Below are 12,991 nucleotides of genomic sequence, written 5' to 3' on the forward strand. Positions count from 1 at the left end.
TGTCAGCCAAGACAGCGGGTGATGTGTTTGACCGACTGATAGGCGGCCAGGCCCCACGGGCCCAGCTCACGACCGATGCCGCTGCCCTTGGTGCCGCCCCAGGACGTCTCGACGAACACCGCCTGGATCGAGTTGATCCAGACGTGGCCGACTTCCAGCGCCTGGGCGACCCGTTCGGCGCGAACCAGATCGGCGCTGATGACGGTAGCCACCAGGCCAAAGCGGCTGTCGTTGGCCACTGCCAGTGCTTCTTGCTCCGTTGAGAAGCGACGGGTACACAACACCGGGCCGAAAATCTCTTCGGTCCACAAGCGGCTGGTCACCGGCACGTCCGCATAGAGGGTCGGGTTGACGAACCAGCCCGGGTCACGCTGCACGTCGCCGCCGGTCACGCAGTGCAAGCCTTCGCTGCGAGCGATAGCAAAGTATTCCGACACTTTGGACCATTGCGCCTGACTGGTGAGTGGGCCCATGTCGACTTCGCCGTTCAGCGGATTGCCGACCCGCAGTGTTTCGAATGCGCTCTTCAGGCGCAGTATCAGTGCATCGGCGATGCTGTCCTGGACGAGCAGACGGGAGGTCGCCGAGCACATTTGCCCGGCATTCCAGCAGATACCGGCGACGATCCATTCAACGGCCTGATCGAGGTCGCAATCGTCGAAAACGACAATCGCGGACTTGCCACCCAGCTCAAGCGTCAGAGGGCGGCAATGGGCAGCGGAGCTGCGCATGACCTGGCTGCCGACGGCGTTGCTGCCGGTGAACGACAGCTTGTCGAGACCGGCATGGTTGCTCAGCGCTGCGCCGACTTCGGCTTTACCGCCGACGATGTTCAGCACGCCCGCGGGCAGGCCCAGCGCGTCGGCTATGTGGCCGTAGGCCTGCTCGATCAACGGCGTGATCTCCGACGGCTTGAGCACCACCGTGCAACCGGCGGCCAGTGCCGGTGCGAGCTTCCAGGCACTGGTGACCAACGGGAAGTTCCACGGCACGATCAAGCCCACCACACCCACCGGCTCAAGGCGCGTGTAGGCATTGAAACCCGGTACGGCCAGCGGCACATCACGGTCCTGCCGGGCATCGAGTCCTTCAGCCAAGCCTGCGTAATAGTGAAACGTAGCAACGGCATCGTCGATGTCCACCACCGCTTCATGGCGGGGTTTACCGTTGTTCTGCATCTGCAGCGCGATCAGTGCTTCGCGGCGCGTTTCGATCTGTTCGGCAAAACCATTCAAATAAGCTGCGCGCTGCGAGCCACTGAGGTTGCGCCAGCCGGGGAGTGCCTGGCGCGCGGCGGCAATGGCTTGATCGACTTGCGCGGCACTCGCTGCAGTCAGCTCGGCAAAGGGTTGGCCCAGTGCCGGGTCGAAGACGGTGATGCAGTCGAAACCCTCACCGGCCATCCAACGGCCGTCGATGTAATGGGCGGCGGTCATGGTCGTACTCCCTGAAGCACGCCCTGTACAGCGTTGCGGAAAATCTGGCTGTAGTCGTCAGCACTGAGGACGCAGGCATTGGTGTCCGATGAAGAAATGTCGGCCAGCGCCTGTTCTCCCACCCAGGACGCGGCGTCGGCATCAAGACCGATTTCAGCCAATGAGTGAGGAATGCCGAGGCGTTTGCGCAGGTCCAGCACCCAATCGAGAAAGCCGTCGAAATCCGCTTGTGGCAACTCCAGGTAGCGCGCCAGGCGCGCGATGTCCGGGGCAATCGTTTCCCGGTTGGCCATCAGCACATAGGGCAGGAGGATCGCGTTCAACAAGCCGTGGTGCTTGTGATAGCGGGCGCCCAGTGGATGGGCGAGGGCGTGCACACCGCCCAGGCCTTTCTGAAAGGCCACGGCAGCCATGGCGGAAGCCACGAGCATGCCTTCGCGCGCGACCATGTCCTGGCCATCGGCATGGGCATTGATCAAGTGCTGCTGGATCAGGCGAATGCCCTCCACCGCAACGCCAGAAGACATCGGGTGATACAGGGGCGAGCAAAAGGCTTCAATGTGATGGGTCAAAGCGTCCATGCCCGTGGCCGCCGTCAGGGTGGGCGGCAGGCCTCGGGTCAGAATCGGATCGAGGATCACGGTGGCCGGGAGCAGTTCCGGGTGGCTGATCACCCGTTTGACGTTCTCTTCGCTCTGGGTCAACACGGCTTCGCGGCCGAGTTCCGAACCCGTGCCAGCAGTGGTCGGCAAGGCAATCAAAGGTGGCAACCCCAGGCGCGGAAAGTCCGCCAGTGTCGGATAGTTGGCAATGACCTGCGACCATTCGAACCGTTGCAGTCCTTGCCCGTCGACGGCCGCCAGGCTGATGCCCTTGGCGGCATCCATCGCGCTACCGCCGCCCAGGGCGATCAGTGAGTCATGCTTGCCGGCCTTGAACGCAGCAACGCCTTGGGCCACGTCCGCCATGCTCGGGTTGCTGGCGACTTCGCTGAACACGCTGAACGGTATATCGGCCTGGGTCAGGTGAGCCTTGAGCAGCACCAAGGGTTCCAGGGACAACATGCCAGGGTCGGTGACCAGCAAGGGATTGCGCATGCCCAGCAAGGTGCAGCGCTCTGCCAATGCATCGAGCGCACTCGGTCCGCAGAAAATATCCGTGGGGTAATTCCAATAGTGAAGGGACATCTGAAACTCCAGATCGGCAAGGCGCAGGGTGGGTGCGCCTTGCTTGGCAAGACAAGGGCGTTATTGAACGTGCAGGTGGGGGCTGACGGTGCGTTGATAGGGTTTGGCGTAGACCATGTAGATCAGGCCCAGTACCGCCAGGATCGAGAACACCAGGATCACCGCCCACACCTGAAACCATGGCGCACCGGGTGGGGCGAGGGATTCCCGTGGCCAGGCCACGTTAATGCTTTCGAACACCAGCCAGAAAAACGCGGCGAGGTTGATTGGCACACCCCAGCGGCCGAGGCTGAACACGCCAGGCTCGGCTTTCCATTTACCGCTCAGGCGAGCGAGCAGGGCGCAGGTGACCACGATCAGGAACACCACGAAGAAACCGCCGCTGCCAAACGCGATCAGGGTGCCGACGGCCGTTGCGTTCAAGCCCAGGGCCAGGCCGAAGCTGGCAAACAGCGTGCTGAACAGCATGGCGGCAAAGGGCACTTTGCGCTTGTCCACGCGGCGCAACAGCTTTGATGCGGGCAGGATCGAGTCCCGTGCCATGCCAAATACGGCGCGGCCGATGTAGGTCTGCACAGAGACGACGCAGGCGATGAACGCGACCAGCACGATGCCCACGAACGGCCGTTCCGACCAGGCGCCAAAGGCATCGACGACAGCAGGCGTGACCGGGTCGACGACCTGGCCGGACACCATCGCCGCCGTGTCGGTGTAGGACAGGGTGACGGCGAACGCAGTCAGCATCACGGTCAGCCCGACCAGAATCATCGAGCGCAAGATGGCCCGTGGGGTCGATGTGCGGGCGTCGGCGGTTTCCTCGGACACTTGCGAGCAGGCATCAAAACCGAGGAACGCCCATCCACCCACGGCCATGGCTGTCAGGAAGCCCGACAGGTAGGAACCGTCGGAACCCTGCGTAGACGTCAGGCCTTCAAACACCAGCGACAACGAATGGTTGCGGAAGAACAGCAGCAACAATACGCCGATGCCAATGGAGGCAATCGCCTCGGCGATGATGCCGGCATTGACGAAATACTTGAGCGGGTTGATCCCGAACAGATTCACCCCAAGACCCAGCAGCAACAACACTGCACCACTGAACACCTGGGCGTTGGCGGAAGGCGGTAAGCCTGTGAAAAACAGCCACAGCCAGAACCCGCCCAAATAGGCCACGGTGGTTAACGAGGCCAGTGCGGATGCCAGGTACATGAAGCCGGTAAACCACGCCCAGCGATCGCCCGCCAGGCGCTTGACCCATTGGTAGCAACCGCCGGCAAGCGGGTACTGCGAGGCCAGCTCGGCATAGACCAGGGCCACCAGCAATTGCAACGCCAGGCACAACGGCACGATCCAGACCCATGAGGGCCCGACACTCATGGCACCCAGCGACATGACCGAATAGATCCCGACCACGGGTGAAACCGTGGCGAAGCCGACCGAAAATGATGACCACAGAGACAGCCCCCGATGCAGCTCCTGGGCATAGCCCTGGCTGTGCAGCAGGTGTTCATCGGCGCTTTGCCGTGTAGATGACATAGGAATTCCTTGAGTCGGCAGACACATTTATTTTTAGGATCGCCTTGTTCGTCCAGGCGTACCGACGAATCGAGCTCCTTCGGGAAAGGAGTGACAAGGAGCTTAAAGCGGGGAAACATCAAAGAAAATTCATATGTATTGAGGCTGACATCTGGATTTATTGATGTATTGGAAAGCCATTCCGATACCTCTGCGCCTCCCCTGTAGGAGCGTGGCTTGCCCGCGATGAACGATAACGCGGTGTAGCTGAGGGCATACAGCACGTGATCAACCTTTGATCCGGCAATCCGTCAGCCTCGCGATTTCGTGCTGAACTCAATCGCAGCACTGATCAGGAGGGATCACCATGGCCACCATGAAAGCCGCAGTATTCGTCGAGAAAAACCGGATTGTGCTCGAGGACAAACCCATCCCCGAAGTCGGCCCGCTCGATGCCCTGGTTCGCATAACCACCACCACGATCTGCGGCACCGACGTGCATATCCTGCGTGGCGAATACCCTGTCGCCAAAGGCCTGACAGTGGGCCACGAGCCAGTCGGCGTCATCGAACGACTGGGCTCGCAGGTGCGCGGTTTTGCCGAAGGCCAGCGAGTGATCGCGGGCGCAATCACCCCCAGCGGGCAAAGTTACGCCTGCCTGTGCGGCTGCGGTTCACAGGATGGCCCGGACACCCGTCACGGCTTTCGGGCCACCGGTGGCTGGAAGTTCGGCAATATCATCGATGGTTGCCAGGCTGAATACGTATTGGTGCCGGATGCGTTGGCCAATCTGTGCCCGATACCGGACGGCCTCAGCGACGAACAGGTGCTGATGTGCCCGGACATCATGTCCACCGGCTTTTCCGGGGCCGAGCGAGGCGGGGTGGAAATTGGCGATACTGTCGCGGTGTTCGCGCTGGGGCCTATCGGGCTCTGCGCGGTGGCCGGCGCACGCCTTAAAGGCGCGACCACAATCATCGGCGTCGATGCGGTCGCCGAACGCATGACCGTCGCCAAACAACTGGGTGCAACCCATGTGGTCAATTTCAAGGACGGCGATGTGGTTGAACAGATCATGGCCCTGACCGATGGGCGTGGTGTCGATGTCTCCATCGAGGCATTGGGCACCCAGGGTACGTTTGAGTCGGCACTGCGGGTTTTGCGTCCGGGTGGTCGGCTTTCCAGCCTGGGGGTTTACTCCAGCGACCTGCGCATTCCGCTGGACGCTTTCGCTGCCGGTCTGGGCGACTACAGCATCATCACGACCTTGTGCCCCGGCGGCAAAGAACGCATGCGGCGCTTGATGGCGGTGGTGGAAAGTGGCGGGGTGGATCTATCGCCACTGGTGACCCATCGGTACAAGCTGGATGACATTGAAGCGGCGTATGAGTTGTTTGCTCATCAGAGGGATGGGGTGATGAAGGTGGCGATTACTCCGTAGAGCCGATTGCTGGAGAATCGCTTCCGCGTTTTGGTTAGATAAAAGCCGCAGCCAGATGACGGTCTGCAGCATTGAGCATACCGATTAATTGGTATACTCCCCTCGCGAGCGCTTAGCTTCTTCATAGGCCATAATTGCTGCCTGATCATCAGCTTTATAAGAAATGTCCGCAGCGCTATTGTTTCCTTGTCCGTCCAGTCCGGGCATGTCCAGCAGTCGATTGAGCAGATCATCGTGCGAGGCTGTTTGGCATATGAGCGGAATCAAATAGCTATCGAGATGTTTCCCTGCGGGATTGTCCAACTCATACGTTAGCGCAGTTAGATAGCTGGATTTGTTGGAGTTAACCCAGTCGATTGAGAAACCTGCTCGACGACACAGTTCGCTGTGAATCAAAAGCATGGTTCGACCATTACCATCCAGAAAGGGGTGCCCCCAAGCGAATGCCCCCATTATCTCACCGGGACGAGCACGGATGATATGAATATCATTTCCCATTTCTAATCCCCACTCGACCGCACGCCGGCACAACTCAGAAGCTTCAAATTGTATAGCGCCTCCTTTGCTCACTAGTCGCGCCACATTAAGCGTATGCCTGTCCTGTCCCGCCCAAGGGTAGAATTCTTCGAATAATATTTTGTGTACACTGAGAAAGTCCTCATAGCGGATATGGCCTTTCACATTAAAAAGATAGCGCAAGGCCTTCTCGATATTGGATTCAAAGAAAACATGTTCCAGTCGCTTCAATATATCCAGATCTTTTATGCGCTCAATGTTGCGCAGATAACCGCGGGTCTCGAAGTCCCCGAATGGGTCGAACATTACTTGCATCCTTTAAATAATTGCTCAGCAGTCGGGCTAGTTGCTTTGCGTTGATCAGGTTTTTTTTCTTTAGCGTAACCAGAAGTTTTTCAGTTGCGTCAAGCCTTATGTCATCGCCAGCCATTCTCGTGACGGCCTCAGCAAATTCATCGAGTCCAGTTCTCTGGTGTTTTATATTGTAGTGCTCAGCCAATCGCTCAATGTAGTTGCGCACATCTGACTTTGGAAGGTCATCAACATCAACAGGTAATTTCCATTCATCCTTGTGATGGTGAGTTTGCAAATGTCTACTGTGGGCGTAACAAATGGGTATGCCATGGAGTATTAGTTTTCGTGAGATACGAGTGTTTTTGGTATAAACAACACAGACTGTATCGTTGTTGCGCTTTTCAATTTCAGCTTTCCAAAGGGGCTCGCCAAGCCTTTTGAATAACGATTCGACCAGAATCAATATATAATCACTGGATGAGTCAGGGGGCGAATGAGTTGTTTTCTCGTAAATACCTTTGCCAACCCTGTCTAAATAGCCGCTGGTTACCAGATTTCTTAAGGCTTCTGTAACTTGTGTGCGTCCGCCAAATTTGTCGAATTCGCAACGAAGAATTATGCACTTCTGTGTTCGTTGAATTTTATGTAGGATTTTCTCTTTTGTCTCCATGGTGCTTCTCCAAGGATGGCAATATGAGATCTATTTTATTATAAAGTTCTATTGGTTTCAAGTTGTATTTGATTTTGCTGGAGCTTTGTGCTAATTCCGCTTGACCTATAAAATTTACTTGAAATTTATTCAATGGATGGTGTTTAAACTTAAATAATGGAAATTATTGTATGTTTACTTTTCGTAGCAGTGAGCAATCCGTCGACGTCCACGACACGCATCGAAGTTCCTCTACCACTCAAACTAGACCAATCCTCCAGACGGGCCGAGCGCATCCCTAGTGTTTTACTGGATTGAGATCGCCCAAACGCAGACAGTCCGCTATTCAACAAATACTATACGGTCATAAGGCACGACATTTCTGTTGGCGTCAGAGCTCCTCGCATCTAGGTGCCTAATCGGAAAACAACTCGAACATCAGCTGACGCAGCCAGCGATTGGCGGGATCCTTGTTATAGCGTGCATGCCAGAACAGGTTGATTTCGATGTTGGGCAGTTCTACCGGCGTCGGCAGCACCGTGAGCCCGAAGGGATGTTCGCAACTGCTGGCGAATCGTTCAGGCACCGTTGCCATCAAGTCGGTGCGTTGCAGGATGTGGCCTACTGCGACGAAATGGGGGACCTCCAGGCGTATATTTCGCTCGATGCCGGCCCGCGCCAGGAACGTATCGACTTCGCCGTGCCCGGTGTTCGCCGCTACGACGCGAACGTGGTCATAACTGCAATAACGCTCCAGGGTCAGCGGTTCCCGGGTAGCGGGGTGGTCCTTGCGGCACATGCAGACATAACGATGGTGAAACAGGCGCTGCTGGAAAAATCCGGCCTGCAGGTGCGGCAGTAATCCGACGGCGAGGTCGATCGCCCCGTTCTGCAAGCCTTCGGCCAGGGTATCGGAGGTGTTGCGCAGGGTACTGATCGAGCAACCCGAGGCACGTTCAGCCAGGGCGTCCATCAGCCGCGGCATGAAGTAGATTTCGCCAATGTCGGTCATCGCCATGGTAAAGCGGCGATTGCCGTTGAGCGGGTCGAAGGTGTCCTGGCGGTTAAGCGCATCACGCAAGGTCTGAATGGCCATGGCGACCGGTTCAGCCAGCTGCTGGGCGTAGGGGGTGGGCTCCATGCCTTGATAGGTCCGAACGAACAGTTCGTCGTTCAAGGTGATACGCAGTCGCTTGAGCGCGTTGCTGACAGCGGGCTGGGTCAGGTCGAGATGATCCGCCGCCGTCGATACCCGGCGATCGATCAGCAGTTGGTTGAAGACCAGCAGAAGGTTGAGATCAATTTCACGTAATTCCATATCGCCTCATGCAGATTGCGCGCTCATGTGGGCAAAGATTTTCGCCCGTGGATGGCTCTGCACCGCTCTGAAATCACCGCTGCAAGCGCCAAAGCCTAACAAGTGCCAGACCGTCGCGTCCATCGTGGGATCGATGGGACTTTGCTCTCCTTCGATCTTTATTCACGTTCGAAATACTGCGTATTCGCCTGGCTGCATTTATCAGGGTTGATGGTTTGCCCATGATCGACTCCATGCCCAATTTTGCACGTTCTGGGCACCGCGCTATTCCCGGAGGCGACAGATCCTCCGGCTCTATAACAATGACAAGAAGAGCGATGCCATGCGTACGATAGATGTATCGGCCCTGATTGACGGGGCACGTTTCAATACCTTCCATGCGCGCGTGCTGTTCTGGTGCGCGCTGATCATCATTTTCGACGGTTACGATCTGGTCATCTATGGGGTCGTGCTGCCCTCATTGATGGCCGAGTGGGGCCTCAGTTCATTGCAGGCTGGGGCGCTGGGCAGTTGCGCGCTGGTGGGCATGATGCTGGGGGCGTTGTTCTTCGGTTCGTTGTCGGATCGGATAGGCCGACGCAAAACCATCATGATGTGCGTCGCCATCTTCAGCGGGGTCACGGCCATCAATGCCCTGGCCCAGAGCCCCGAGGCGTTTGCGATATGCCGGTTCATCGCCGGCCTGGGCATCGGCGGGGTGATGCCCAACGTCGTGGCGTTGATGAACGAGTACGCGCCGAAGAAATCGCGCAGCACCCTGGTCGCAATCATGTTCAGTGGTTACTCGTTTGGCGGAATGCTCTCGGCGAGCCTGGGCATGGTGCTGATCCCGCAGTGGGGATGGCAGGCCGTGTTCTATGTCGCGCTGATTCCGCTGTTGGCCTTGCCGTTGCTGATACGCCAATTGCCCGAGTCGATGGATTTCCTGCTGCGCACCGGACAGACCGTCAAGGCGCAACACCTGCTGGCACAAGCCGCGCCGTCTTATCAACCAGGCGCCAGTGACCAGTTGACCCAGAGGGTCGCCAAAGGCACGAGTGTGTCGATTGCGCAGCTGTTCCAGGACGGGCGTAAGGTGAACACCTTCATGCTGTGGCTGGCGTTTTTCTGTTGCCTGCTGATGGTGTATGCACTGAGCTCGTGGCTGCCCAAACTCATGACTGCCGCAGGCTATGGACTGAACTCCAGCCTGGCGTTCCTGCTGGTACTGAACCTCGGTGCGATCATCGGCGCGGTCGCTGGCGGATGGCTGGGGGACCGGATTGGCATTGCCAAGGTCCTGTTCGCCTTCTTCACCTGTGGCGCCTTGGCCCTGAGCCTGTTGGCGCTCAAGGCGCCGTTACCGGTGCTTTATCTGCTCATTGCCATCGCCGGGGCGTGCACCATTGGCACGCAGATCCTGGCCAACGCCTGCACGGTGCAGTATTACCCCGCACACATACGCTCTACGGGGCTGGGATGGGCGATGGGCATCGGGCGCACCGGCGCCATCATCGGTCCCTTGCTGGGCGGCGCGCTGCACGCCTCGTCACTGCCGCTGCAGGCGAGCTTCCTCATCTTTGCCGTACCAGGACTCATAGGCGCGATCGCTATTTTGGTCTTTCTCATGCAGACCGCTTCAAGCCGTCAGGCGGATTCATCCCGGCAAACCGTGTCGCAGTAACGAAGGCCAGAGCCCACGGAGGGGCGCACTGGCCAATGCCTGCTCGTGTACAAAAGGAATATTCATACCCGTGATGAAATGTATGGCAGTTGCGGTATTTATCAATAGCGCTCGGATAGCGATGATCTGGCTACACCAATAACAATCAGCCTCATGGGTAACTTGCTATGCGTACTTCTCAATCCAAACTGCAAATCGGCATTGTTGGCGGCGGTATTGCCGGCGTGGCCCTGGCCCTGGACCTGTGCCGTCATTCCCACCTGAGCGTGCAGTTGTTCGAATCGGCGCCTGCCTTTGGCGAGGTGGGGGCAGGTGTTTCATTCGGCGCCAATGCCGTGCGCGCCATCGCGGGCCTGGGTATTGCCGAACCCTACCGCAAGATTGCCGACCAGACCCAGGACCCTTGGCAGGACATCTGGTTCGAATGGCGTCGGGGTGAAGATGCCGGTTATCTGGGCGCCAGCCTGGCTGAAGGGGTAGGGCAGTCGTCGGTACACCGTGCCGACTTCCTCGACGCGCTGGCCAGCCAATTGCCCGAAGGCATCGCCCGGTTCGGCAAGCGTGCCGTCAGCGTGGAGCAGGATGGCGACCAGGCTCGCGTACTGTTCACCGACGGCACCGAGCATCGCTGCGACCTGTTGATCGCCGCAGACGGCATCAAGTCTTCCATTCGCGATCATGTGCTCAACGGTCTTGGCCAACCGCTGGTGGCACCGCGTTTCAGCGGTACCTGCGCCTACCGCGGGATGATCGACAGCGAACAGCTGCGTGCAGCGTACCGGGCTCGCGGGGTCGATGAGCACTTGATCGATGTCCCGCAGATGTATCTGGGACTGGATGCCCATATCCTCACATTCCCGGTCAAACAAGGCCGCCTTATCAATGTCGTGGCCTTCATCTCCGATCGCAGCCACCCTGATCCGACCTGGCCAAGCGATGCTCCTTGGGTGCGCAATGCCAGCCAGGAAGAAATGCTCTCTGCCTTCAATCACTGGGGAGATGCTGCCCGGGTGCTGCTCGAATGCATTCCGGCACCGACCCTCTGGGCGCTGCATGAACTCGACGAGTTGCCTTGCTACGTGCACGACCGCGTAGGGCTGATCGGCGATGCCGCGCACGCTATGTTGCCGCACCAGGGCGCTGGCGCTGGCCAGGGCCTGGAAGACGCCTGGCTGCTGGCGAGGCTGCTGGCCGATCCGCAGGTTCTGGACAGCCAGCCACAAGCGGTGCTCGCGGCTTACGACGCCATCCGTCGTCCCCGTGCCTGCCGCGTGCAGCGCACCTCCTGGGAAGCGGGGGAGCTGTATGAACTGCGTGACCCGGCGGTAGCCAACGACGAACAACTGCTGGGCAAGACCCTCGCCCAGCGGTTCGACTGGCTGTGGAACCACGACATGCAGGCCGACCTGCAAGAGGCGCGTGCCCAATTAGGTTGGCGAGCAGTCGCCTGATGAGTTGAGACGTGGATGCAAACGGACGACTGAACGGAACCACAGGTTGTCCCTGAGCTGTTTAAAACCGCTCAAACCTGAGCGGGTATTCGATCACAATGTAGAGCCTGTCGATGTCACCGCCGCCTTGGGCGCTGTTTGCCCGATGGACCACGTGGGACAGCTGCACAGACAAGTCCTTGGCCGGCCCTGACTGCAGCACATACCGAAGATCGATATCGCGCTCCCAGTGTCGTCCACCATCGCCTTGTTGAGGAACGTACTCTCCAGTCGATTCGTCGAAAGGGTTATAGCCTCCCGCCTTGGGGCGCGTGGGTTCCGTCGATACCGCGCCCGTTGACATAACGCGTCATGAATTTCAATCCAGGTATGCCGTAGCTGCCCAGGTCGAGGTCATAACGGGCCTGCCAGGAACGTTCATGGGGGCCATTGAAGTCGGCATACTTGATCGAATTGGCAAGGTAGATGGAGTCGCCGCCGACAAAATCGAACGGTGTGTCGCCGTTGATCTTTTGGTAGGCGAGGGTGAAACCATGGCCTGCGGCGGTGTATTTGCCAGCCAGGCTGTAGGCAGTGTTATCAATGGCACCGGCCACCGACTCGCCATAATCCCTGGTGTGGTAAACGTTGCCGTCGACGAATACGCCGGACTGCTTCAGGTGCAAGTTGCCATAGTATTGGTGCCAGGTGTCACTCAGCTGTGAGACATAAAGCGCACCCCCTATCGGGCGTTCTTCAAACAGGTTGGCGCCAATGAAATCGATGCCGCCCGTTCGGGTACTCACACCGTAACCTGCGAAATCGCCTTTACTGGTCGATGCGTCCTGGTTCTTGAAAGCCGTGAAGTGACCTGCCAGCAAGTGCATGTCATCGATTTCCCGGCTATCCAATAGCAGGCCGGTGGCGTACTCGGGTTGCAGGCGCTTGTCCGCCGTGTCGAATACCGGCGTTTCCACGGTCATTTCACCGAACGACAAGGTGGTGCGAGAGGTGCGCAGCTTGAGGGCGCCGCCACCACTGGAATAATCGTCTTCGCTACGTCCCTCTTGGTCGAGTGGCAGTAATCCCGTCCCGGAATGCCCCTTGCCACCGTCGAGCTTCAATCCGAGAAACCCATGGGCATCGATGCCAAAACCAATCGCACCGGAGGTAAATCCGGACTCGAACGACGTAATGAACCCTTGGGCCCATTCCTGGGTGTAGTTTTTGCCTGAAGGCGAAGGTGAGCGATAGTCATTGCTCAAGTAAAAGTTTCGACTGAGCACTTCAAGTGAAGAGCCTTCTTGAAACCCTTGTGACGGTTGCGCCGCTTGCGACGCCAAGGCTGTTCCACTGGGGGTGCAGGTGACCAGAACAAGCGCGCAAGCGACTCGCAGCTCTTGAGCGGCAAACAGGGCTTTCGATGCAACCAGCATGGGTCAGCTCACTGGCTGGGGTTGGCGGCGCGACCCACTCATTTTAGCCTGTGTTGTATTCATCGCTTGCATGTCCATCGCCTCACGGAAGTCGAAGAGATGGTCG

General features: G+C 58.2%; 9 protein-coding genes and 1 pseudogene. 3 read left to right on the top strand and 7 right to left on the bottom strand.

The window, feature by feature from the left end:
- Window positions 1-2: 2 nt before the first annotated feature.
- From DKB71_RS16640 to DKB71_RS16650, 3 genes are read right to left on the bottom strand one after another with little or no spacing between them, the layout of a single operon-like run.
- The gene (locus DKB71_RS16640; protein ID WP_408595951.1) at window positions 3-1,436 is read right to left on the bottom strand and encodes an aldehyde dehydrogenase family protein; all 1,434 of its coding nucleotides are present in this window, start codon (window positions 1,434-1,436) and stop codon (window positions 3-5) included.
- Complete coding sequence (locus tag DKB71_RS16645) at window positions 1,433-2,623, bottom strand: iron-containing alcohol dehydrogenase (protein WP_408595953.1); 1,191 nt, start codon at window positions 2,621-2,623, stop codon at window positions 1,433-1,435. Before DKB71_RS16645 ends, DKB71_RS16640 begins: the two co-directional genes overlap by 4 nt.
- A gap of 60 nt (window positions 2,624-2,683) precedes the next feature.
- A complete protein-coding gene (locus DKB71_RS16650; protein ID WP_274075298.1) occupies window positions 2,684-4,159 on the bottom strand; it encodes an APC family permease in 1,476 nt (491 codons plus the stop codon).
- Window positions 4,160-4,505: 346 nt separating this feature from the next.
- Between DKB71_RS16650 and DKB71_RS16655 the strand changes: the two genes are divergently transcribed.
- Entirely contained in the window at window positions 4,506-5,579 is a 1,074-nt protein-coding gene (locus DKB71_RS16655; protein ID WP_408595956.1) for an NAD(P)-dependent alcohol dehydrogenase, read from the top strand.
- An 84-nt stretch (window positions 5,580-5,663) separates the two neighbouring features.
- Here the strand turns inward: DKB71_RS16655 and DKB71_RS16660 are convergent, their stop codons facing one another.
- From DKB71_RS16660 to DKB71_RS16670, 3 genes are all read right to left on the bottom strand, one after another.
- Window positions 5,664-6,401 (bottom strand): Fic family protein, encoded by a 738-nt coding sequence (locus tag DKB71_RS16660; RefSeq protein WP_408595957.1) that lies wholly within the window; start codon window positions 6,399-6,401, stop codon window positions 5,664-5,666.
- A complete protein-coding gene (locus DKB71_RS16665) occupies window positions 6,349-7,059 on the bottom strand; it encodes a hypothetical protein (RefSeq protein ID WP_408595959.1) in 711 nt (236 codons plus the stop codon). The genes DKB71_RS16660 and DKB71_RS16665 overlap by 53 nt, the downstream gene beginning before the upstream one ends.
- A 394-nt stretch (window positions 7,060-7,453) precedes the next feature.
- Window positions 7,454-8,356 carry a LysR family transcriptional regulator gene (locus tag DKB71_RS16670; RefSeq protein ID WP_408595961.1) on the bottom strand — a complete coding sequence of 301 codons (903 nt, stop codon included), beginning with the start codon at window positions 8,354-8,356 and terminating at the stop codon, window positions 7,454-7,456.
- A 322-nt stretch (window positions 8,357-8,678) separates the two neighbouring features.
- Here DKB71_RS16670 and DKB71_RS16675 point away from each other — a divergent pair, with 322 nt between their 5' ends.
- Window positions 8,679-10,019 carry an MFS transporter gene (locus DKB71_RS16675; protein WP_408595963.1) on the top strand — a complete coding sequence of 447 codons (1,341 nt, stop codon included), beginning with the start codon at window positions 8,679-8,681 and terminating at the stop codon, window positions 10,017-10,019.
- A 167-nt stretch (window positions 10,020-10,186) separates the two neighbouring features.
- Window positions 10,187-11,470, top strand: a complete 1,284-nt coding sequence (salA, locus tag DKB71_RS16680) for a salicylate 1-monooxygenase (RefSeq protein ID WP_408595965.1) — start codon at window positions 10,187-10,189, stop codon at window positions 11,468-11,470.
- A gap of 61 nt (window positions 11,471-11,531) precedes the next feature.
- On the opposite strand, the pseudogene DKB71_RS16685 reads toward salA, so the two are convergent.
- Window positions 11,532-12,885, bottom strand: a pseudogene (locus tag DKB71_RS16685) (OprD family porin).
- Window positions 12,886-12,991: the final 106 nt, after the last annotated feature.

The organism is Pseudomonas sp. PLMAX (assembly GCF_046042685.1).
Lineage (GTDB): Bacteria > Pseudomonadota > Gammaproteobacteria > Pseudomonadales > Pseudomonadaceae > Aquipseudomonas > Aquipseudomonas putida_AE.

Excerpts from the sequence above, each read along its gene's own strand:
- DKB71_RS16640 (WP_408595951.1), bottom strand. The coding sequence starts at position 1,436 with ATGACCGCCGCCCATTACATCGACGGCCGTTGGATGGCCGGTGAGGGT.
- DKB71_RS16650 (WP_274075298.1), bottom strand. The coding sequence starts at position 4,159 with ATGTCATCTACACGGCAAAGCGCCGATGAACACCTGCTGCACAGCCAG.
- DKB71_RS16655 (WP_408595956.1), top strand. The coding sequence starts at position 4,506 with ATGGCCACCATGAAAGCCGCAGTATTCGTCGAGAAAAACCGGATTGTG.
- DKB71_RS16660 (WP_408595957.1), bottom strand. The coding sequence starts at position 6,401 with ATGTTCGACCCATTCGGGGACTTCGAGACCCGCGGTTATCTGCGCAAC.
- salA (WP_408595965.1), top strand. The coding sequence starts at position 10,187 with ATGCGTACTTCTCAATCCAAACTGCAAATCGGCATTGTTGGCGGCGGT.
- DKB71_RS16665 (WP_408595959.1), bottom strand. The coding sequence starts at position 7,059 with ATGGAGACAAAAGAGAAAATCCTACATAAAATTCAACGAACACAGAAG.
- DKB71_RS16670 (WP_408595961.1), bottom strand. The coding sequence starts at position 8,356 with ATGGAATTACGTGAAATTGATCTCAACCTTCTGCTGGTCTTCAACCAA.
- DKB71_RS16645 (WP_408595953.1), bottom strand. The coding sequence starts at position 2,623 with ATGTCCCTTCACTATTGGAATTACCCCACGGATATTTTCTGCGGACCG.
- DKB71_RS16675 (WP_408595963.1), top strand. The coding sequence starts at position 8,679 with ATGCGTACGATAGATGTATCGGCCCTGATTGACGGGGCACGTTTCAAT.